Genomic DNA, 21,749 nt, shown 5'->3' with positions numbered 1-21,749 from the left:
CGGGGCCGCACTTTTGCGTGGCGCGGTTGAGTCGAAAATACCCACCTCGGTGCGCCGCAAAGGCCCGGTTTAGAAGGGCTGTAGAGAACAATCAATTCCGTTGATTATTAACATTGCGTTTATGAACTTTTATATCGACTTATCAAGAGTAGCATTGCCTTCGTACCCAATTTATCGCACTCCTACGGAGCACCCATCATGAAACGCCAACTTCTGCTTAGCCTCACACTTTCAATGCTGGCCAGCACCGCTTTTGCGCTGCCGGCCGCTGACCAGGCCACTCCGCAAGTGAAAGACACTCACTCGGTGTTCAGCCAAACCGTTGCCGCTGATGGCTCCGACCGTACCCCAGGTCAAACCGTCGCTGCTGATGGCTCCGACCGCACTCCGGGTCAAACCATCGCCGCTGATGGCTCCGACCGCACCCCAGGGCAAACTGTCGCCGAAGGTGGTAACGATCGCCTGAGAGAAAAAGGCCTGATCGCTGAAGACGGCTACGACCAGACTCCACAAGGTCAAACGGTTGCCGCTGACGGTTCCGACCGCACTCCAGGTCAAACCATTGCTGAAGGCGGTGGTGACCGTGTCATCGAACGCAACAGCGCTATGAGCTAAGCCCATGGCGGCCTTGAAAAAAAGCCCAATCAACAGATTGGGCTTTTGATTTTCTGGTCATTGCCTTTTGTAGAAGTCGCACCGCCCCGCCAGATCCCGCCTATGTCGTTCGACGCCGGCAAAGCCGATTTGCTAGAGTGCGCCGCAGTCCTTTTCAGAAAACGTCATTGCGATGCTGCCCCGCGCCGAACAGAAACAACAAACCCGCAACGCCTTGATGGACGCGGCCCGCCACTTGATGGAGGGCGGCCGAGGATTTGGCAGCCTGAGCCTGCGTGAAGTCGCAAAAACCGCTGGAATCGTCCCCACCGGCTTCTATCGGCATTTCGCCGACATGGATGAACTCGGCCTGGTGCTGGTGAGCGAGGTCGGCCAGACCTTCCGTGAAACCATTCGCCTGGTGCGGCACAACGAGTTTGTCATGGGCGGCATTATCGACGCGTCCGTGCGGATATTTCTCGATGTGGTGTCGGCCAATCGTTCGCAATTCCTGTTCCTCGCCAGAGAACAGTACGGCGGCTCGTTGCCGGTACGACTGGCCATTGGTCGCTTGCGCGAGAACATCAGTTCGGACCTGGCTGCCGACCTGTCCTTGATGCCGAAACTGCAACACCTGGACATGGCCGGCTTGAGCGTCATGGCCGACCTGATCGTCAAGAGCGTGTTCGCCACTTTGCCGGACATCATCGACCCGCCAGCCGACGCGCTTCCTGAACATTTGACGCCGCAAGCAAAGATCACCCAGCAGCTGCGGTTCATCTTTATCGGCCTCAAACATTGGCAGGGGCTTGGAAGTACCGAGTAACGCTTAAAAAGATCGCAGTCGTCGGCAGCTCCTCACGGGCCGCGCCGCCATGCCCTGTTCGCCGCAAATTGGTGCAGCTTGAAAAAGCTGCGCACCAATTTCAGTCAAAATCCTGAGCACCTCGAAACTTTTCCTACGCTGCCTACAGGTATTTCCTACACGCTCCCAGATTGGCAAGCCCCTTGCTCTAGCCTGAGTATTGTCCACTGCTGGAAGCTTTCCGATGCTGGTGATTCATCGCAGAATCGACCCTCAACCCGACTGGGCCGCCGAGTTGCACCTGAACTTCGAGGCCCGGAGCAAAAGCCGCTTGCGCTGTTTCAGTGCCGAAGGTGAGGACGTCGGTTTGTTTTTGGAGCGCGGTCAACCGCCTTTGTATGACGGCGAATGTCTGCAAGCCGAAGACGGCCGCGTGGTGCGCGTCTGTGCCCGCCCCGAGCAATTGCTGCACGTCACCTGCGCCAATGCCTACGAATTGACCCGTGCCGCCTATCACCTGGGTAATCGCCATGTTGCCCTGCAAGTGGGCGACGGCTGGTTGCGCCTGCTCGACGACTATGTGCTCAAGGCCATGCTCGAACAACTTGGCGCGCAAGCCGAACCCATCGAAGCGGCCTTTCAACCTGAACACGGCGCCTACGGCGGCGGTCACCACCACTCCCGCCACGGCGACGAAGATTTCAACTACCCGCCAAAACTGCATCAGTTCGGCGTGCGCCCATGAACCCTGCATGGGCCCTGCTGCGCCTGGCCAGTCCGCAATTGCCGATTGGCGGCTACAGCTATTCCCAAGGCCTGGAAATGGCGGTGGACAACGGCCAAGTGCACGATCCCGACAGCGCGCGGTGCTGGATAAGCGATCAGTTGCTGCTCAATCTCGCCCGCTTCGAGGCGCCGCTGCTGCTTGCCCATTGCGTGGCGGCGAGTGAGGAAAACTGGAGCGAACTGCTGCAGCGCTGCGAAGAACACCGTGCCAGCCGGGAAACCCGCGAACTGCATCAGGAAAGCCGGCAAATGGGCTACTCCTTGCAGCAACTGCTCAATGGCCTGCCTGAACTCGACTCAGCGGCCCGCGCTTTCCTTGCACAACGACCCGAACCGCACCTGGCCCTGGGCTGGGCGCTGGCCGCGCGCGCCTGGCAGATCAGCCCGCAGGACGCACTGGCCGCGTGGCTCTGGAGCTGGCTGGAAAACCAACTGGCGGTACTGATGAAAACCCTGCCACTGGGCCAGCAGGCTGCGCAGCGCTTGACCAGTGAACTGCTGCCGCTGCTGCAGCAGGCCCAGCAGGATGCCACCCGAACCACTCCCGAACATTTTGGCAGCGCCGCGTTTGGCCTGTCCCTGGCGTGCATGGCCCACGAGCGCCAGTACAGCCGTCTGTTCCGTTCCTAGGGCCTGTTATTTTGGAGAATCACATGAACACACAACCCTTGCGCGTCGGTATCGGCGGCCCGGTCGGTTCCGGTAAAACCGCCCTGACGCTGGCCCTGTGCCTGGCCCTGCGCGAACGCTACAACCTGGCGGTGGTGACCAACGACATCTATACCCGCGAAGACGCTGATTTCCTGGTGCGCAACGAAGCGCTGGCGCCGGAACGCATCATCGGCGTGGAAACCGGTGGTTGCCCGCACACGGCGATCCGCGAGGATGCCTCGATCAATCTTGAAGCCGTGGATCAATTGAACCGCCGTTTTCCGGGGCTGGACCTGATCCTGGTGGAGTCCGGTGGCGACAATCTCTCGGCCACCTTCAGCCCGGAGCTGTCCGACCTGACCATCTACGTGATCGACGTGTCCGCTGGCGACAAGCTGCCGCGCAAAGGCGGGCCGGGAATCTGCAAGTCCGATCTGCTGGTGATCAACAAAATTGACCTGGCCCCCCTGGTGGGCGCTTCGCTGACGCTGATGGACAGCGATACCACGCGTATGCGCAACGGCAAGCCGTTCGTGTTCAGCAACCAGAAAACCGGCCAGGGCCTGGACGCGATCATCGCTTTCATCGAACGCCAGGGACTGCTGACGGCAGCCTGAGCATGACTTATCAACAAGGAAGCTACTGCATGACACTGAAACGCATTCTGGGCGCCATGACCCTGCTGTTGACACCGGCCATTGCGTTGGCCCACCCAGGGCACGGGGACAATGGCTTGGTCGCGGGCATCAGCCACCCGCTCGGTGGACTCGATCATCTGCTGGCAATGCTCGCGGTCGGCCTGTGGGCGGCTCAGCACAAAGGCACTGCGCGTTGGGCGCTGCCGTGCACCTTCGTTGTCACCCTGCTGATCGGCGGGCTGCTGGGTTTTGAAGGACTGGAACTGCCGGCGCTGGAAGGTGGCATTGCCGCGTCTGTGTTGGCGCTGGGCCTGGCGGTGGCCTTGGCGGTGCGTCCACCTTTGAGCCTGGCAATGGCCGCAACGGCGTTGTTTGCGCTGTTCCATGGTGTGGCCCATGGCCTGGAGTTGCCGGACATGACGAGCCCTTGGACGTATGCCGCTGGTTTCATAGTGGCAACAGCAGCATTACATGCCGCAGGTTATGCGGTGGTGCGGGTGTTGCCGCGAGTTGCTGCTCCGCTGGTTCGACTAGCGGGGGCGGCTTCGGCGGCGACCGGAGTGTGGTTGTTGGCAAGCTAAATCTCTATTGCCCGTGATGGCGTCTTCGCGAGCAGGCTCGCTCCCACATTTGCCCTGCGTACACAGTTTCATTGTGGGAGCGAGCCTGAGAGACAACGCAGCTCTAAGGCCTGCTAACATGTCGCGCAATCAACCCTGCCGTGACGACGCCAGCCAATGCCGCCTGTTTCCCGCTCCGCCTCCCTGCCTGAACTGACCGCCCTGTTTGCCTCGGTGCAACAGCACTTCCAGGACGTGATCGTGCCGCTATGGCAAGGTCCCGGCTGGAATGCCGAGTTGGCGCTGCCCTATGAGGCGCTGGACGCCGAGCACCACCCGTTGCCTCCACAACGCTACCGGGCCATGGCCTGCGCGCGGCAGCTGTATCTGTTTGCCAGCCTGATCGGCCAGGTGCCAGGCGCTCAAGAGCGCGCGGCAGCGCTGTTCCGTTCCTTGCAGCGGCACTTCCACGATGCCGAGCATGGCGGCTGGTTCTACAGCATCGACTCGCAGGGCGCGCCACTGGATCAGCGTAAAGACCTCTACACCCACGCATTCATTCTGTTCGCCTGCGCCCATTACTGGGACAAAGTCCGCGAGCCGCTGGTGGAATCGGTGCTCAACGCGGCCCTGGAAGTGATCGCGCAACGTTTCGCCAGCGGCGACGGCCTCTACGAAGCGAGCCTCGATCGTGACTGGTCATCGTTGAACAGCGGACCGCTGCAAAATCCGTTGATGCACCTGGCTGAAGCCTTTCTTGCCACGTTGTCGGTGCGTGAAGACCTCGCTGTGCAACAGGCGCTCGTGGACTTATGCACAGGGATGCAGCTGCGGTTTATCGAGCCGCAGCACGGCGTGTTGATGGAAAAACCGCTGGGTGCTGTGGATAACTGGTTCGAACCCGGGCATCAGTTCGAGTGGTATTTCCTGCTCGAGTCGTCCGATCTGCTGCGTGGCTCACCACTACATGCTTCACTGGATCGCGCTTTTGCCTTCACCGAACAAATGGGCGTCGACCCACACACCGGTGCCGTGCGGGCCATGCTGGACCTGGGTCCGGATGGCGGCTCACGGGACGCGACTCAACGGATCTGGGCCCAGGCCGAATACCTGCGCGCCTTGACCCTGCGTCCGGGCAGTGAGGCTTCGGTGCTGCGCCAATTGCAGGCGTTGCAGCAGCGCTCGCTGCACCCGGGCGGCTGGTACGAATGCCGTGACGAACACGGTGAAGTGAGCCGACGGGACATGCCGTCAACTACGCCCTATCACTTGGCGACCTGTTATCGCGGGTTGGCGGCGTATCTTGGTTGACTGAACGGTCGCTTTCGCGGGCAAGTCAGGTCGCCGCACCGCTCGCACCTACCTTGCGAAGAATTCACCGGGTTTCACGCAATCCACTTGCGATCCCCGGTAAAACTGATGGTCAGCCACCTCGCCGCATCAGGCTTGCCGAGCTTCGCGGAGATTTCCTCTCGTAGCGCATCCAGTTGCGCCACGCTGCGCAGCGGATAATTTGTCGGCAACACGATGTGAATTTCGATAAAACACGCCCGACCGTGCTTCTGCACGTAGGAAACATAGTCGTCGAAACCATGCTCGGTCTTCGCCTCTTCCATCACCTGGCGCACCTTGTCATCCAGTTGATCCGGGGCGATTCCCAGCACATCGCGTAACGCCGGGCCGATGATCTTGAACGCCGGAGGGAGCATGCCCAGGGCCAGCAGAATCAGAATCATCGGGTCGACATACAACGCCCATTTTTCGTAGCCCTGGGTCTTTAGCAGGAGCGCAATAAGAAAGCTCACCAACAGGCCGGCCGAGAGCATCGCGTCCACCAGCCAACTGATGTTGTCGAACTGGATCAGCGATGACTTGAGCGTGCGATTGCGATGGCGGACGTAGAAAAAATAAATGAGCTCGACGACGGTGAATACCGCCGCATAGAAGATCACCAAGCCAAGCTCGACCTCGCGTCCACCACTGATGATGCCGAACACGCCGTTGAGAAAGGCATAAATGGCGACCAGCAACAGGAAACTGCCTTCGATCACCAGCACCATGGGTTCCAGGTGCCAGGAGCCGAACTGGAAGCGTTGATTGCTTTCCTTGGCGATCAGCCTGGCGGTGATCAGCATCAGGACCTTGATGAAGGTTGCTACCAGCGAAAAGAATCCATCGAACAGGATGGATTGGGCACCCGAGGCAAACCCGGTGATGATCCCGGCGAATGTCACCACCAGCATCAGGAAGGTCGATTGCTTGAGCAGCGCCTGCTCGCCTCGATTGCTCACATGGTCTCCTCGAAAACCTTGAACCGCAGGGCGCGGCGAGGTTGTTGGGTGAGGAGTCTAGCTGATGTCCGGCGTTGTCAGTTCCGGCCCCTTCGCGAGCAGGCTCGCTCCCACAGGTTCACCAAAGTCCCTGTGGGAGCGAGCCTGCTCGCGAAGGGCGGTAACGCGGTCTTACGCCTTGCCACCACTGCGCTCAATCGCAAACCCGGCCCAGGTCTGGCTCACCGGCATCAGCTCGACGCTGTTGATGTTGATGTGCGCCGGGGCATTGAGGACCCAGAAAATGGTCTCGGCAATGTCCTGCGGCTGGATCGGGTCGGCACCAGCGTAGGTGGCGTTGTAACGCTCCTGGTCACCGGCAAAGCGCACCAGCGAGAACTCGCTTTCGCATAGGCCCGGTTCGATGTTGCTGACCCGCACGCCGGTGCCCTGGAGGTCACAGCGCAGGTTCAGGGAGAACTGTTTGACGAACGCCTTGCTCGCGCCATACACATGGCTGCCCGGGTAGGGGTAGTTGCCGGCAATGGAGCCGAGGTTGACGATACCGGCGCCGCGACCGTGAGCGATCAGGCGTGGCAGCAGCAGGCGGGTGCTGTACATCAGGCCTTTGACGTTGGTATCGACCATGGTGTCCCAATCGTCCAGGTCGCATTTGGGCGCCGGATCGACCCCCAAGGCCAGGCCAGCATTGTTGATAAGTCCACGCAGCTTGGCGAAGGATGGCGGCAGGTTGGCAATGGCTTCTTCCATGGCCTTGCGGTCACGCACATCAAGCACCAGGCCGTGCACCTCGGTCTGCTTCGACAGTTCGGCGCACAGGGCGTTAAGGCGCTCTTCACGACGCCCTGTCAGCACCAGTTTCCAGCCAGCCTCGGCAAAACGACGGGCACAGGCTTCACCAAAACCGGAAGTCGCGCCGGTAATAAACAGGGTGTTGGACATGGTGTTCTCCTTGCTACGGCTGATCGGCAGCCATTGGAATAGAAAATCAGCAGGCAGCATGCCCGGCCTTGCGCACAGCGGCAACCGGCGCGCTTTCTGTACAAAAAACGAACAAAACTTGCAACGCCTTGCCGGCCGTGGCTTGCAGCCATATGCACGCACCTTATCCACAGCCCCATCCACATATTCCGGGGGCAAGTGGAAAAGCTGAAAGCCGCTATCCACAAGGCTTTGCGGACCGATTTGAAACTTTTTTGCTTGACCCCAATCGGCCTGCCGTGTAGCCCAGGGTCAATTTCCCGACCGCGCGGTCAATCCTGCGATGGCGCCAAGCCAGTAACTACGGCCCTCAGCCAGGTCTTTCCAGAGTTTAACCACAGACTTATCCACAGGCTTGTTCACTGCATTCAGGCGCACGTTTCACGCTAAGAAAAAGGTTGACAACGCTGCCTTGAAGACAAGAAAAAGCGCCTGATCAAAAAACAACCATCGCGCTGCAAGCCACGGATTCAAAGGCGCTCAGCCAGCTACTCCCACGTTATTCACAGCCAGTTCCACAGCAAACGGGGACAAGTCAAAACTGTGAAAAAACAACTAATTGCGGCGGCTTTATGTCGCACTTCAGGAGCTCGACAATTTTGTTTTCCACAATTTGAAGTTACCTCACACCACCGCTCTTGTAGGAGCTGCCGCAGGCTGCAATCTTTTGATCTTGATTATTAAAAAACAAGATCAAAAAATCGCAGCCTCGTTTCACTCGACAGCTCCTACCTGCTTTTACAGGGGCGAAAAAAAACGCCCTGATTTCGTCAGGGCGTTTTCATTGGACGCTAAGGTTTAGTGCCCGCCAAGATAGGCGTTACGCACATCCTCGTTGACCAACAACTCCTTCCCTGTACCGCTCATGCGGATCTCGCCGTTGACCATCACATAGGCTCGGTCCGACAGCCGTAGCGCGTGGTTGGCGTTCTGCTCGACCAGGAAAATGGTCATGCCGGTCTTGGCCAGCTCTCGCAGCGTCGCGAAGATCTGCTTGACCACAATGGGCGCCAACCCAAGGCTCGGCTCATCGAGCAACAGCAATTTCGGCCGGCTCATCAGGGCTCTGGCGATGGCCAGCATCTGCTGCTCGCCACCGGACATGGTCATCGCCCGTTGGGTGCGCCGCTCCTCAAGGCGCGGGAACAGCTTGAACATGCGTTGCATGTCTTCCTTGGCGTACTTGTCGCCGATGGGGATGGTGCCCATCAGCAAGTTTTCCTCGACGGTCATGTCGGGGAACACCCGCCGTCCTTCCGGCGACTGGGCAATGCCGTTGGAGGCGATGTAGTGCGACGACTTGTGGGTGATGTCCACGCCCTGGTAAAGGATCTGTCCGTCCGCCGCGCGCGGCTGACCGAAGATCGACATCAGCAGGGTCGACTTGCCGGCGCCGTTGGAGCCAATCAGGCTGACGGTCTCCCCTTCGTTGATGTGCAGCGAGACGTTCTTCAGGGCCTGGATCGGCCCGTAGAACACGTCCAGGTCCTTGAGTTCGAGGATGGGTTTGCTCATACCACCTCCTCTTCATCGGCACCCAGGTAGGCGGCAATCACTTTCGGGTCGTTGCGAATCGCATCGGGACCGCCCTCGGCGATCACGACGCCGTGGTCCAGCACCACAATGTGGTCGGAAATACTCATTACCATGCCCATGTCGTGTTCGATCAGCACCACGGTCAGATCATGCTCGTCGCGCAGCAGCCGGATCATCGCGCTCAGCGCTTCGGTTTCCTGAGGGTTGAGGCCGGCGGCCGGCTCGTCGAGGCAGATGATCTGCGGACGGGTGCACATGGCCCGGGCGATTTCCAGACGACGTTGCTGGCCGTAGGACAGTTCACCGGCCAGGCGGTTGGCGCAGTCCACCAGGTCCACCACTTCCAGCCAATAGAAGGCGTGGTCCAGCGCATCGCTTTCGGCCTTGCGGTAGCCCTTGGTGTTGAGGATGCCAGCCAGCAGATTGCGGTTGACCCACATGTGCTGGGCCACCAGCAGGTTTTCCAGCACCGACATTTCCTTGAACAGGCGAATGTTCTGGAAAGTCCGCGCCAGCCCGGCGCGGTTCACCAAGTGGGTGCCGCCGAACATCTTGTAGCGCAGGCGACTGATAAAGCTTTTTGGCGAGACGAAATCGGTAGGCTTGAACGGTTCGCCGAGCATTTTAATGACGTTGGTTCGCTGGCCCCGCACGTTCAGTTCGATCTTGCCACCGGAGGCCTTGTAGAACCCGGTCAGGCAGTTGAACACCGTGGTCTTGCCGGCGCCGTTGGGGCCGATCAGGGCGAAGATCGAGTTGCGCTTGACCTTCAGGCTGACATCATTCAACGCCTTGATGCCGCCAAAGTGCATCATCAGCTTCTCTACGGAGAGTACGACTTCGCTCATGGCGCTACTCCTTTACGCGGGGCCACACCGGTACGGCTGATCCGAATCAGGCCGCGCGGTCGCCAAATCATCATCAACACCATCAGGATGCCGAACAGCAATACGCGGTATTCGGCGAAGCCACGCAGCAGTTCCGGGGCAACGGTCAATACGAAGGCCGCAATCACCACGCCGATGGTCGAGCCCATGCCGCCGAGCACCACGATGGCGAGGATCAGGGCCGATTCGAAGAAGGTGAACGAGGTGGGGTTGACGAAGCCCTGGTAGGTGGCGAAGAACACGCCGGCCAGGCCGGCCGTCGAAGCGCCGATGGTGAATGCCGAGAGCTTGACCAGCACGTGGTTCAGGCCCATGGAACGGCAAGCGATTTCATCTTCGCGCAGCGCTTCCCAGGCACGGCCAACGGGCATGCGAGTCAGGCGATGCTTGATGTACAACACAGCCAGTACGACCATGAACAGTACCGCGTAGATGAAGTAGTACTTCACGTCCGGGTTGTAGGCGATGCCGAAGAACTCATGGAACGGCACGCCCCCGTCCTTCGCACGCTTGCCGAATTCCAGGCCGAAGAAGGTCGGCAGTGGTGCCGGCATGCCGTTCGGACCACCGGTCAGGGTCAGCCAGTTATTGAGGATCAGCCGGATGATTTCACCGAAGCCCAGGGTCACGATCGCCAGATAGTCGCCGTGCAGGCGCAGCACCGGGAACCCGAGGATGCAACCCGCCAGCCCGGCGGTGATCGCCGCCAGGGGCAGCACCGTCCAGAAGCCCAGCCCCAGGTACTGATAACCGAGCGCCAGGCCATAGGCGCCGATGGCGTAGAACGCCACGTAACCGAGGTCGAGCAGGCCGGCCAGGCCCACTACGATGTTCAGCCCAAGCCCCAACAGCACATAGATCAGCCCGAGGATGACCACGCCCAGCAGGTAGGAGTTGGAGAAAAACGGAAACACCACGGCGATGACGATCATCAACGGGATGATCCAGCGCAACCGCGATTTGTAATCCGGCGCCAGCACATGCACCCCGGAACCCGTGCTTTCAAAACCTTCGAGGATGCTCAAGCCCTTGGGGGTTTGCAGGAACATGCTCAAGGCAAAGCGACCGGCCATGACAATGGCGACAATCCACGCCACGCGGGTAGTTTCCAGGTTGAAGCCGTAGCCATCGAGAACGACACCGACAATCGGCCCGAACACGATCAGGGCAATGAGGCCGGCAAGAATCGCGTCAACCAGACTTTTCTTGATATCAATGGTTTTTTTAGTGGTTGAGGACATCGCTTACACCTTCGACACAAGAGGACGGCCGAGCAGGCCTTGGGGCCGAAAGACCAGTACGAGAACCAGCAGCGAGAAGCTGAAAACGTCTTTGTAGTCCGAGTTCACCAGGCCAGAGAACAGCGACTCGGAAATCCCGAGGATGATCCCGCCCAGCATGGCGCCTGGCAGTGAGCCGATCCCGCCGAGCACCGCGGCGGTGAACGCCTTGATGCCAATGATGAAGCCGGCATAGAAGTCGAACGTGCCGTAGTTCATGGTGATCAGCACGCCGGCCAGGGCCGCCATCGCTGCACCGATGATGAACACATAGGAAATCACCCGGTCGGTGTTGATCCCCAGGATCGAAGCCATTTTGCGGTCTTGCTGGGTTGCACGGCACATGCGGCCGAGCTTGGTGTACTTGATGACGTAGGTCAGCAGGGCCATCCCGACAAACGCTGCGACCAGGATGAACACCTTGGTGTAGGTCAACTGCACGAAACCTGTGCCGACTTCCACGCGCCACGCTCCGCTGAGCAAGGTTGGAACACCTTGTTGCTTGGCGCCCTGGGCGATCTGCGCATAGTTTTGCAGAATCAGCGAGATACCGATGGCGCTGATCAGCGGTGCCAGTCGGGTGGAGTTACGCAGGGGTTTGTAGGCGACGCGCTCGATGACCCAGCCATACACCGCCGTGACGACGATGGTGAAGATCAGGGTGCCGAGCATCAGCAGAGGGAAGGATTCAATACCGAAGTATGCCAGCAGAGCCAGACTGATTGCCGCGAGGTAAGCGGAAATCATGTAAACCTCGCCGTGGGCGAAGTTGATCATGCCGATGATGCCATAGACCATTGTGTAGCCGATGGCGATCAGGCCATAGACCGACCCGAGGGTCAGGCCGTTGACCAGTTGCTGCAGGAAAATACCATCCATAACGCAATCTCACGCAATGAGAACCTGTCCACCTGCCGGTGCGGTTCTTCTAAGGAAAATACAGATATACGTCGGAGCAATGTCAGTCACGATCAGCCCGTCCCACACCGTCCCCTGTGGGAGCTGGCCTGCCAGCGATAGCGGTTGAACATTCGACAAAGTTGTCTCCTGCAAGTCCGCCATCGCGGGCAAGCCCGCTCCCACGAGGATCTGTGGGGTTCAGGTGATTGAGTCAGCCCTTACTTCTGTTTTTCCAGCTGGTGGTATTTGCCATCCTTGTCCCACTGGTATACCACGTAGTCGGAGACTTTCAGGTCGCCCTTGCTGTCCCAGGTCTTCTCGCCCATGACGGTCTTGACCGGATTTTTCTTCAGCCACGCAGCCGCTTCTTCGCCCTTGTTGGATTTGGCGCCGTTGAAGGCAGCCGCCAGGGTCTGCACCGAAGCGTAGGCGTACAGGGTGTAGCCTTCAGGCTCGGTACCGGCCTTGCGGAAAGCGTCTACCACGGTCTTGCTGTCTGGCAGCAGGCGTGGGTCGGCACCGAAGGTCATCAGCACGCCATCCACGAATTGCGGACCGCCAGCGGTGGTCACCAGTTCGTCGGTCACGATGCCGTCGTCGGACATGAACTTGACGTCTTTCAGGCCTTGTTCACGCAGCTGGCGAACCAGAGGACCGGCTTCCGGGTGCAGGCCACCGAAGTAGACGACGTCAGCGCCGGCACCACGGATCTTGGTCACGATGGTGCTGAAGTCTTTCTCGCCACGGGTCAGGCCTTCATACAGCACTGGCGTTACGCCGCGCTTGACCAGTTGGGCCTTGGTGGCGTCTGCCAGGCCTTGGCCGTAGGTGTCCTTGTCGTGCAGAACCACGACCTTCTTGCCCTTGAGCACGTCGACGATGTAGTCGCCGGCCACGATGCCTTGCTGGTCGTCACGACCGCACATGCGGAACATGGCGCTCAGGCCGCGTTCGGTTACCTGTGGGTTGGTAGAGCCTGGAGTGATGGCGATGATGCCCGCTTCGTCGTAGATCTCGGAGGCCGGGATGGTCGACGAGGAGCAGAAGTGACCGACCACGCCGGCGACTTTCTGGTTGGTCAGGTCCTTGGCGACCGTCACAGCCTGTTTCGGTTCGCAGGCGTCATCGCCCTTGACCAGTACGATTTTTTCCCCGTTCACGCCACCTGCTGCGTTGACCGCATCGGCTGCTGCCTGTGCACCCTTCATGTACTGCTCGCCAAATGCCGCATTGGCGCCCGTCATTGGACCCGCTACGCCGATCTTGATGTCAGCCTGAGCAAACGCAGAAACACCCAACGCAGCTGCCACTGCGAGGGCCAGAAAGCCTTTCTTGTAAAACGTCTGGGACATGAGGTGGTGCTCCATGGTTTTTTTAATTGGCACTGCGACTTCACTGACTGCTCAGAGCAAGGGCCGTGCCATCGGTTTTTTATTCTGAAAAAAGTCGCTGCTTTATTATTATTTCGACTGTCTCGGACCCATTTTCATTGGGCGTGCAACCGTCTAAACCGCGGAAGGTGAAACCATTATTTTTTTGAGGCGCAACCCAACTGCGCCATCATTGCAACCGCGGCACTAAACGACGTGCAACCAGCCTGTAACAACGTGCGTCACCGAAGTGCACACTGCTGGTGCGGGACTGCTACAACCCGCACCACTACAGGCTAGCTGCTGATCAAAAAAGCGCCGCTTTCAACAACGAAAATCCACATTCAGATCACGATCCGCAAGCACTGGCCCGCGTGATACAGCGAGAACCCGGCCTCGTATAGACAACTGCGCAATCCTGCCCCGGCTAATGGCTGCATGGGCGCGAAGGGAATCGGTAGCGCTTGAGGATTTCCGTTACACAAGTAATCGGCAAAGGCTTTGCCGACCACCGTCCCGGTGGTCACGCCCCGGCCGTTGTAGCCGGTCACTGCCACTATTCCGGGTGCCGGTTCGAACAGGCGCATCAAGTGATCAGGGGTGAAGGCGATGCGACCCGTCCAGGTGCACTCCCACTCCACCGGCTTGAGGTAAGGAAAGTAATGTTGCTGCACGCGATCGGCCCAGGCCTTGAGAAACCAGGCCGGTTTCTGATTGCCATTGCCGAGACTGCCAAGCAGCAGGCGCCCGTCCTTGTCCCGGCGAATGCTGCTGAGCACCTGGCGGGTGTCCCAGGAGCCCTGGCCACCGGGCAGGATTTGCCGGGCCGCGTCTTCGGTCAGCGGGACCGAGGCCACCTGATAGTAATAACCGGGGAAGAAATTGCGCCGCAACTCGGTCCAGTCACCTTCGGTGTAGGCGTTGGAAGCGATCACCACTTGCTCGGCCAGGACCGACCCCTGCGCAGTTTGCACCGACCAACGCTGCCCCTGCCGTTCGAGATGGGTCACCGGGGAATGATCGAACAACTGACCGCCCAAGCCCATCGCCGCCTTGGCCAAGCCGGTGGTGTAGGCCATCGGGTTGAGCGTGCCAGCACGACGGTCGAGCAATGCCGCGGCGATTTTTTGGGTGCCTGTCGCATGCTCACACGCTTTACCGGTCAGCAATTCGACGGGGGCGCCACGGCGCTTCCATTGTTCTTCACGACTGCGCAGGTCAGCTTCGCCACGGGCGTTGTGCGCCATGTGCAGCGTGCCTTCGCGGCGCAACTGGCAATCGATGTTGTACTTGTCCACAAGGCTGAACACCAATGAAGGTGCTGCGCCGAGCATTCGGTTGAGCTGACTGCCGACCGCCTCGCCAAACCCGGCTTCGATCTCGTCCGGGGGAATCCACATGCCGGCATTGACCAGCCCGACGTTGCGCCCCGAACCGCCGTGGCCAGCGCGGTGTGCTTCGAGCACGCACACCGTTTTGCCCTGCTCCAACAAATGCACCGCCGCCGAGAGCCCGGTAAACCCTGCGCCAATGACGCAGACATCGACTTTCACCTCACCCTTGAGCGCCGAGTTGTCGGGCCTTTGCGGCGTCAGTTTTTCCCACAGACACTCTTCGCGTAACGGCATTGCCAGACTCCAACAGAAACCTAACCAACACATTTCATTCAATGTGGATGATCTATGTGGCGAGGGGATTTATCCCCGTTGGGCTGCGAAGCGGCCCCAAAAAATGGGACTGCTGCGCAGTCCAGCGGGGATAAATCCCCTCGCCACAAAAGCTCGCTCCTACAGTCAGTCGAAAGTAATACCCTGCGCCAACGGCAACTCCAGCGAATAGTTCACGGTGTTGGTCTGACGACGCATGTACCCGCGCCATGCATCGGAACCGGACTCACGACCACCGCCCGTTTCTTTCTCACCACCGAACGCACCGCCGATTTCCGCGCCGCTCGGGCCGATGTTGACGTTGGCGATGCCACAGTCACTGCCCACCGCCGACATGAACTGCTCGGCTTCACGCACGTCGGTGGTGAAGATGCACGAGGACAGGCCTTGCGGTACAGCGTTGTTCAAACGCAGGGCTTCGTTGAAATCGTTGTAGCCGACCACGTAGAGAATCGGTGCGAACGTTTCATGGCAGACCACATCGCTCTGCTCCGGCATTTCGACGATGGCCGGCGAAACGTAGTAGGCATTCGGGAATTTGTCTTCAAGCTGACGCTTGCCGCCAAACACCCGACCGCCTTCGCTCAGCGCCTGCTCCAGTGCGTCCTGCATGTTGTCGAAGCTTTGCTTGTCGATCAGCGGGCCGATCAGGTTACCTTCCAGCGGGTGGCCGATGCGCACTTTGGAGTAGGCGGCCTTGAGGCGGGTGACGATTTCTTCCTTCACCGATTCATGGGCGATCAGGCGGCGCAGCGTGGTGCAGCGCTGACCGGCGGTGCCGACGGCACTGAACAGGATCGCGCGAACGGCCATGTCCAGATCGGCGCTTGGGCCAAGGATCATCGCATTGTTGCCGCCCAGCTCGAGAATGCTGCGGGCAAAACGCGCGGCGATTTTTGGCGCCACTTCACGGCCCATGCGGGTGCTGCCGGTAGCGCTGACCAGCGCGACACGCGGGTCATCGACCAGGGCTTCACCGGCATCGCGACCGCCAATGACCACTTGGCTCAAGTGCGGTGGCGCATCGCTGAAATTCTTCAGCACGCGGTCGAACAGTGCCTGGCAGGCCAGTGCGGTCAGTGGGGTTTTCTCCGACGGTTTCCAGATCACCGGGTTGCCGCAAACCAGCGCCAGCGTGGCGTTCCAGGCCCAGACCGCCACCGGGAAGTTAAAGGCACTGATCACGCCGACGATGCCCAGCGGGTGCCAGGTTTCGCGCATGTGGTGCCCAGGACGCTCGGAGGCGATGGTCAAGCCGTACAGTTGGCGGGACAGGCCGACGGCGAAATCGCAGATGTCGATCATTTCCTGAACTTCACCCAGGCCTTCCTGGGTGATCTTGCCCGCTTCCCAGGACACCAATTCGCCGAGGTCGGCCTTGTATTCGCGCAGGATGTCACCCAGTTGCCGCACCAGCTCACCGCGACGCGGCGCCGGCACTTTGCGCCACAATTCAAATGCATGATCTGCACGACTGATGTGCTGCTCGACTTCGGCGGCACCTTCCCAGTTGACGGCGGCAATCGTGCTGCCATCGATTGGCGAATGCACCGGCACTTTGCCGTTCTGGTACAGGGCCGGGTTCACACCAAGACGATCAAGCAATGCGGCAACCATGGGTCACTCCTCAAGCAAAAAACGGAACGTGTGCAGCCGCCGAATCACGACTGATCAGACCTGTAGTTTTAGCGCTCCCGAGGTTACTCAACAAACGACCATTAAGAGAGATATCATTCCGTTTATTCATGCTGTGCATTGTTGGCAATAAAGAGACAAGTACAAAGGACCGCCCATGCTGAACAAACGCTATTTGCCCTCGATCGCTGCGCTGCAGTGTTTCGAAGCCGTGACCCGCCACCTGAGTTTCACCCGGGCCGCGGAAGAGCTGAACCTGACCCAGAGCGCCGTCAGTAAACAGGTGGCGCAACTGGAAGAGCTGTTGCAGCACCTGCTGTTTCGCCGGGTTCGCCGACGCCTGCAAATGACGCCAGCGGGCGATCTGTACCTGGTGGAGGTACGAAAAATCCTCACCCAGGTTGAGATGTCGACCCATTACCTGCGTTCCTACGGTGGTGAAACCGAAGTCTTGCGCGTCTCGACACCCTCGACCTTCGGCGCTCGCTGGCTGGTGCCACGCCTCAAGGGCTGGCGCCTGCGCCATCCGTCGATCCACCTGGACCTGTGCAATGAGCAGGAAGCCGACGACCTGCTACAGGGGCGCAGCGACCTGGCGTTCTACTTCGGCCAGGGTTCACGCCCTGGTACCGAATGCCTGAAGTTGTTCAGCGAAGAGCTGGTGCCGGTCTGTGCGCCAGGCAGCCTGCCCGACACGCCATTCACCGACCCGACACAACTCACCGACCTGGTCCTGCTGCAAAACGCTTCCCGCCCCCAGGCCTGGCACGACTGGTTCGACAGCCAGGGCTACCACACCGAACACAGCTACCACGGCCCGCGCTTCGAAACCTTCTACATGTGCATCCGCGCGGCGCAGGTCGGCTGCGGCGTGGCATTGCTGCCGCGATTTCTGGTGGAAGAGGAACTGGCCGACGGCAAACTGGTCATTCCCTGGCAGCATGCAATGCCCAGCACCGATGCCTATTACCTGGCGTACCCGGAACATTCGGCGGAAGTGCCCAAGGTGCGCGATTTCGTCAAGTGGATGCTGGAGCAGGTGTAGGGCGGTGCAAAAATCGCTGGCAATACCCACCACCGATATGCGCCACTAGCCTTATTCCATGTGGAGAACCCCCGTTATGAGCGAGAGTGTGTTTGCCGATCGCATCGTGCAGAACCTGCTCGACACCGACTTCTACAAACTGACGATGATGCAGGCGGTGCTGCACAACTACCCGAACGTAGAGGTCGAATGGGAGTTTCGTTGCCGTAACAGCGAAGATTTGCGCCCGTATCTGGCAGAGATCCGCTTCCAGATCGAACGGCTGGCCGAATTGAGCCTGAGCGCCGATCAATTGAGTTTTCTGGAGCGCATCAGCTTCCTGAAGCCGGATTTCCTGCGTTTTCTCGGGCTGTTTCGCTTCAACCTGCGCTATATCCACACCGGCATCGAAAACGGCGAATTGTTCATCCGCTTGCGGGGCCCGTGGTTGCACGTGATCCTGTTCGAGGTACCGATTCTGGCAATCGTCAGTGAGGTGCGTAACCGATATCGCTATCGGGAGATTGTCCTGGAACAGGCCCGCGAGCAGCTCTATCGCAAGTTCGACTGGCTGACCGCCAACGCCAGCAGCGACGAACTGTCCGAATTGCAGGTAGCCGATTTCGGCACCCGTCGTCGTTTTTCCTACCGCGTGCAGGAAGAAGTGGTGAACGTGCTCAAGCATGATTTCCCCGGGCGCTTCGTTGGTACCAGCAATGTGCACCTGTCCCGGGAACTGGACATGAAACCGCTGGGCACCATGGCCCACGAATGGATCATGGCCCACCAGCAACTCGGCCCGCGGCTGATCGACAGCCAGATCGCCGCCCTCGATTGCTGGGTCCGCGAATACCGTGGCCTGCTAGGGATTGCGCTGACCGACTGCATCACCATCGATGCATTCCTGGGCGATTTCGACCTGTTTTTCGCCAAGCTGTTCGACGGTTTGCGCCACGACTCGGGCGATCCGGTGGCTTGGGCGGAAAAAGCCATCGCGCACTACCACAAACTCGGCATCGACCCCATGAGCAAGACGCTGACCTTTTCCGACAGCCTGACACTGCCCAAGTCCCTGGAGATTTTTCGGGCGTTGCGGGGTCGAATCAACGTCAGCTTCGGTATCGGCACCAACCTGACGTGTGATATTCCGGGTGTCGAACCGATGAGCATCGTGCTTAAAATGACCGCCTGCAACGGCGCGCCGGTGGCGAAGATCTCCGACGAGCCCGGCAAGACTCACTGCAAAGACCCGAATTTCGTCGCTTATCTGCGACACGTTTTCCAAGTTCCTGCCCCCCTCTAGCAAGGAGTGAATTCATGCAAGCCGTACAGCGTGAGATTGCTGAACAGCTCAAGGTTCAACCGCCGTTCGCCGACGAAGCTGCCCTCGAAGCGGAAGTCGCCCGGCGGATTACCTTCATCCAGGATTGCCTGGTCAATTCCGGGCTCAAGACCCTGGTGCTGGGCATCAGTGGCGGCGTCGACTCCCTGACTGCCGGGCTGCTGGCCCAGCGTGCGATCCGTGAACTGCGTCAGCGCAGCGGTGATGCCGCCTACAAATTCATCGCCGTGCGGTTGCCGTACGAAACCCAGTTCGATGAACATGACGCCCAGGCCTCCGTGGATTTCATCAAGCCGGATGAGCGCCACACGGTGAACATCGGCCCGGCGGTCAAATCCCTGGCCAACGAAGTCGCGGCATTCGAAGGCAAACACGCGGTGTCGGTGGACTTCGTGCTCGGCAACACCAAGGCGCGCATGCGCATGGTCGCCCAGTACACCATCGCCGGCGCGGCCCATGGCCTGGTGATCGGCACCGATCATGCCGCGGAAGCGGTGATGGGTTTCTTCACCAAGTTCGGTGACGGCGCCTGCGACCTGGCACCGCTCAGTGGCCTGGTGAAAAACCAGGTCCGTGCCATCGCCCGCAGCTTCGGCGCGCCGGAGGCGCTGGTGGAGAAAATCCCAACCGCCGACCTTGAAGACCTGTCCCCGGGCAAACCGGATGAAGCGTCCCATGGCGTGACGTACGCTGAGATCGACGCCTTCCTGCACGGCGAGCCGGTGCGCGAGGAAGCGTTCAAGATCATTGTCGACACGTACAACAAGACTCATCACAAGCGCGTGATGCCATTTGCGCCTTGAGGCGTGACTGAATGAAAAGCCCGCTGAGGAGTGATTCTCAGCGGGCTTTTCTTTGGCCAGCACATTTGCTGAAGCCGATGGCCCATTCGCGAGCAGGCTCGCTCCCACATTTGATCGCGGTCTAATTGTGGGAGCGAGCCTGCTCGCGAAGAACGATAACGCGGTGAACCTGCTTATTTCAGGGTCACAGTGCCTTTCATCATCGAGATGTGGCCCGGGAACGAGCAGAAGAAGCCGTATTTCTCGTTGGCATCGAGCTTGGACACGTCGAAGGTCACCGAGTCGGTTTCCTTGGCGCCGATGACCTTGGTGTGAGCGATGACGCGGGCATCACCCTCCTTCAGGTAGTTCTTGTCGATGCCAGCACTCAGGCCGTCGGTGGCGATCGGCTGCATGTCGGCTTCTTTACTGATCACCAGGTTATGGCCCATGACGTTTTTCGGCAGGCTGCCAGAATGGGTCAATTCAACGGTGAAGGTCTTGCAACTCTTGTCGATTTCAATGGCCTTGGTGTTGAAGGACATTTGGTCAGTAGAGTCAACGGTGACTTTGCACTCGGCAGCCATCAATTGGCTGCTGGCCAGTGTCAACAGGGATACCGCAACGAGTTTGGCAAACATGGTGAATCTCCAAGGCAGGGTGAATGGACATGCGAATGAACAGAAGACTGCCTGAAAACTTCGCAAGTTCCTATGACCTGAAGCAAAAACTGTATACAACTTTCGGGCTATTGGACCGATCGAGACAATCTACCAGCCAGGTGTCTGCCCCGGCCCTATCATCAGAGCGTCCTCATTTTTCAGAGCGCCTGTCATGTCTATCAATACCCTGTTGTGCAGCTTGCTCGCCGCGTATGCCTGCGGTGCCAGCGGAACCTGTGAAACGCCCAAACGCGAAGTTTAGCCCTTGGAGCGTAGCGCGCCTGCCTTTAACCTGTGGTCCTGATCGACCCTGGAGCAAGGCATGTCATTAAAATCCGTTTGTGTATTCTGCGGCGCCAGCACTGGCACCCACCCCGCCTATCGTGAAGCGGCCGTGGCCCTTGGCCAGGCCTTGGCCGAACGCAAGCTGACCCTGGTTTACGGCGGCGGGGCGGTTGGCCTGATGGGCGTCGTCGCCGATGCGGCACTGGCGGCAGGTGGCGAAGTGATCGGCATCATTCCCCAGAGCTTAAAGGACAAGGAAATCGGCCACAGTGGCCTGACCCGCCTTGAAGTGGTCGACGGCATGCATGCGCGCAAGGCGCGGATGGCTGAACTCAGCGATGCTTTCATCGCGTTGCCCGGTGGCCTGGGCACCCTGGAAGAGTTGTTCGAAGTGTGGACCTGGGGCCAACTGGGTTACCACGGCAAACCGTTGGGCTTGCTGGAAGTGAACGGCTTCTACAGCAAACTCACTGGTTTTCTCGATCATATCGTCGGCGAAGGCTTCGTTCGCGCGGCACACCGTGACATGCTGCAGGTGAGCGAATCGCCACAGACGCTGCTCGACGCTCTGGATCGTTGGCAACCGACCGTTGCGCCAAAATGGGTCGAGCAAAAACCCGACTAACGACTCGACACCGATACAGGGCAGAATACGCGCCGCTCAAACCTCACCTTCGACCCCAGAGGATCGCCCATGGCCAAACCCAATTACTCCTTCGCCAAACGTCAGAGAGACCTGGCCAAGGAACAGAAGAAAGAGGAAAAGCTTCAGCGCAAGAAAGCAATGGCTGAAGAAGACGCAGCGGCACTGAACCCGGATGCAGAAGGTGAAGTGGCGGCAGAAAGTGATGTAGAGGCACCGAAAGATCAGGCGCCCGACGCCTGAGTCCCCTCCGGGCCGGATGATTTGATCGGGCCCACGGATCTGTGACCGGGGTTGGCGGCGATGCTGCCGGCCCTCACTGTCCATTCCGAAATACTGCATATTCCTTTGTGGGAGCGGGCTTGCTCGCGAAGACGGCGGCACATCCAGTATTTATGTAACCGAAGGATCGCTTTTGCGAGCAAGCCCG

General features: G+C 59.5%; 22 protein-coding genes. 12 read left to right on the top strand and 10 right to left on the bottom strand.

The window, feature by feature from the left end; all coding sequences use genetic code 11:
- Positions 1-198: 198 nt before the first annotated feature.
- The 7 genes from QLG10_RS14275 (at position 199) to QLG10_RS14245 (ending at position 5,345) form a co-directional block, all read left to right on the top strand.
- On the top strand, positions 199-615 hold the full coding sequence (locus QLG10_RS14275; RefSeq protein ID WP_020797608.1) for a hypothetical protein: 417 nt from the start codon (positions 199-201) through the stop codon (positions 613-615).
- 172 nt (positions 616-787) lie between these two features.
- Entirely contained in the window at positions 788-1,420 is a 633-nt protein-coding gene (locus QLG10_RS14270) for a TetR family transcriptional regulator (protein WP_020797609.1), read from the top strand.
- 223 nt (positions 1,421-1,643) lie between these two features.
- Entirely contained in the window at positions 1,644-2,144 is a 501-nt protein-coding gene (gene ureE / locus QLG10_RS14265) for an urease accessory protein UreE (protein WP_282487566.1), read from the top strand.
- Entirely contained in the window at positions 2,141-2,815 is a 675-nt protein-coding gene (locus tag QLG10_RS14260) for an urease accessory protein UreF (RefSeq protein WP_110753292.1), read from the top strand. Before ureE ends, QLG10_RS14260 begins: the two co-directional genes overlap by 4 nt.
- A 23-nt stretch (positions 2,816-2,838) precedes the next feature.
- The gene (ureG, locus tag QLG10_RS14255) at positions 2,839-3,453 is read left to right on the top strand and encodes an urease accessory protein UreG (RefSeq protein ID WP_008058937.1); all 615 of its coding nucleotides are present in this window, start codon (positions 2,839-2,841) and stop codon (positions 3,451-3,453) included.
- 29 nt (positions 3,454-3,482) lie between these two features.
- Positions 3,483-4,055: a HupE/UreJ family protein gene (locus tag QLG10_RS14250; RefSeq protein WP_110753293.1), complete on the top strand. Its 573-nt coding sequence runs from the start codon at positions 3,483-3,485 to the stop codon at positions 4,053-4,055.
- A gap of 156 nt (positions 4,056-4,211) precedes the next feature.
- A complete protein-coding gene (locus QLG10_RS14245) occupies positions 4,212-5,345 on the top strand; it encodes an AGE family epimerase/isomerase (protein ID WP_282487564.1) in 1,134 nt (377 codons plus the stop codon).
- A 74-nt stretch (positions 5,346-5,419) separates the two neighbouring features.
- Here QLG10_RS14245 and QLG10_RS14240 read toward each other — a convergent pair whose 3' ends face one another.
- The 9 genes from QLG10_RS14240 to QLG10_RS14200 form a co-directional block, all read right to left on the bottom strand.
- Positions 5,420-6,325 (bottom strand): cation transporter, encoded by a 906-nt coding sequence (locus QLG10_RS14240; RefSeq protein ID WP_110753952.1) that lies wholly within the window; start codon positions 6,323-6,325, stop codon positions 5,420-5,422.
- Between the two features lie 171 nt (positions 6,326-6,496).
- Positions 6,497-7,267, bottom strand: a complete 771-nt coding sequence (locus QLG10_RS14235; protein ID WP_110753954.1) for an SDR family oxidoreductase — start codon at positions 7,265-7,267, stop codon at positions 6,497-6,499.
- A gap of 837 nt (positions 7,268-8,104) precedes the next feature.
- The gene (locus QLG10_RS14230; RefSeq protein ID WP_020797616.1) at positions 8,105-8,821 is read right to left on the bottom strand and encodes an ABC transporter ATP-binding protein; all 717 of its coding nucleotides are present in this window, start codon (positions 8,819-8,821) and stop codon (positions 8,105-8,107) included.
- Entirely contained in the window at positions 8,818-9,690 is an 873-nt protein-coding gene (locus QLG10_RS14225) for an ATP-binding cassette domain-containing protein (RefSeq protein WP_020797617.1), read from the bottom strand. Before QLG10_RS14225 ends, QLG10_RS14230 begins: the two co-directional genes overlap by 4 nt.
- Positions 9,687-10,970, bottom strand: coding sequence for a high-affinity branched-chain amino acid ABC transporter permease LivM (gene livM / locus QLG10_RS14220; protein ID WP_110753956.1), 1,284 nt, complete (start codon positions 10,968-10,970; stop codon positions 9,687-9,689). Before livM ends, QLG10_RS14225 begins: the two co-directional genes overlap by 4 nt.
- Positions 10,971-10,973: 3 nt before the next feature.
- On the bottom strand, positions 10,974-11,888 hold the full coding sequence (locus QLG10_RS14215; protein ID WP_008058951.1) for a branched-chain amino acid ABC transporter permease: 915 nt from the start codon (positions 11,886-11,888) through the stop codon (positions 10,974-10,976).
- A gap of 239 nt (positions 11,889-12,127) precedes the next feature.
- Complete coding sequence (locus tag QLG10_RS14210) at positions 12,128-13,261, bottom strand: branched-chain amino acid ABC transporter substrate-binding protein (protein WP_020797619.1); 1,134 nt, start codon at positions 13,259-13,261, stop codon at positions 12,128-12,130.
- A 362-nt stretch (positions 13,262-13,623) separates the two neighbouring features.
- Entirely contained in the window at positions 13,624-14,907 is a 1,284-nt protein-coding gene (locus tag QLG10_RS14205) for an FAD-binding oxidoreductase (RefSeq protein WP_110753958.1), read from the bottom strand.
- A gap of 165 nt (positions 14,908-15,072) precedes the next feature.
- A complete protein-coding gene (locus QLG10_RS14200; protein ID WP_020797621.1) occupies positions 15,073-16,563 on the bottom strand; it encodes an aldehyde dehydrogenase family protein in 1,491 nt (496 codons plus the stop codon).
- 175 nt (positions 16,564-16,738) lie between these two features.
- On the opposite strand from QLG10_RS14200, the gene QLG10_RS14195 reads away from it, so the two are divergent.
- From QLG10_RS14195 to nadE, 3 genes are all read left to right on the top strand, one after another.
- Entirely contained in the window at positions 16,739-17,626 is an 888-nt protein-coding gene (locus QLG10_RS14195) for a LysR family transcriptional regulator (RefSeq protein ID WP_020797622.1), read from the top strand.
- Between the two features lie 76 nt (positions 17,627-17,702).
- Entirely contained in the window at positions 17,703-18,908 is a 1,206-nt protein-coding gene (gene pncB / locus QLG10_RS14190) for a nicotinate phosphoribosyltransferase (RefSeq protein WP_110753960.1), read from the top strand.
- Between the two features lie 14 nt (positions 18,909-18,922).
- Complete coding sequence (gene nadE, locus QLG10_RS14185; protein ID WP_110753962.1) at positions 18,923-19,750, top strand: ammonia-dependent NAD(+) synthetase; 828 nt, start codon at positions 18,923-18,925, stop codon at positions 19,748-19,750.
- 173 nt (positions 19,751-19,923) lie between these two features.
- On the opposite strand, the gene azu is transcribed toward nadE, so the two are convergent.
- Entirely contained in the window at positions 19,924-20,370 is a 447-nt protein-coding gene (gene azu / locus QLG10_RS14180) for an azurin (RefSeq protein ID WP_020797692.1), read from the bottom strand.
- Between the two features lie 343 nt (positions 20,371-20,713).
- Here azu and QLG10_RS14175 point away from each other — a divergent pair, with 343 nt between their 5' ends.
- Both QLG10_RS14175 and QLG10_RS14170 read left to right on the top strand, forming a co-directional pair.
- Positions 20,714-21,301: a TIGR00730 family Rossman fold protein gene (locus QLG10_RS14175; protein WP_110753964.1), complete on the top strand. Its 588-nt coding sequence runs from the start codon at positions 20,714-20,716 to the stop codon at positions 21,299-21,301.
- 69 nt (positions 21,302-21,370) lie between these two features.
- Entirely contained in the window at positions 21,371-21,562 is a 192-nt protein-coding gene (locus QLG10_RS14170; RefSeq protein WP_020797694.1) for a hypothetical protein, read from the top strand.
- Positions 21,563-21,749: the final 187 nt, after the last annotated feature.

The organism is Pseudomonas sp. V98_8 (genome assembly GCF_029967975.1).
In the GTDB taxonomy this organism is placed as follows: Bacteria; Pseudomonadota; Gammaproteobacteria; order Pseudomonadales; family Pseudomonadaceae; genus Aquipseudomonas; species Aquipseudomonas umsongensis.
Note: the sequence above shows the minus strand (reverse complement) of the source record. Positions and strands in the feature narration are given on the sequence as shown.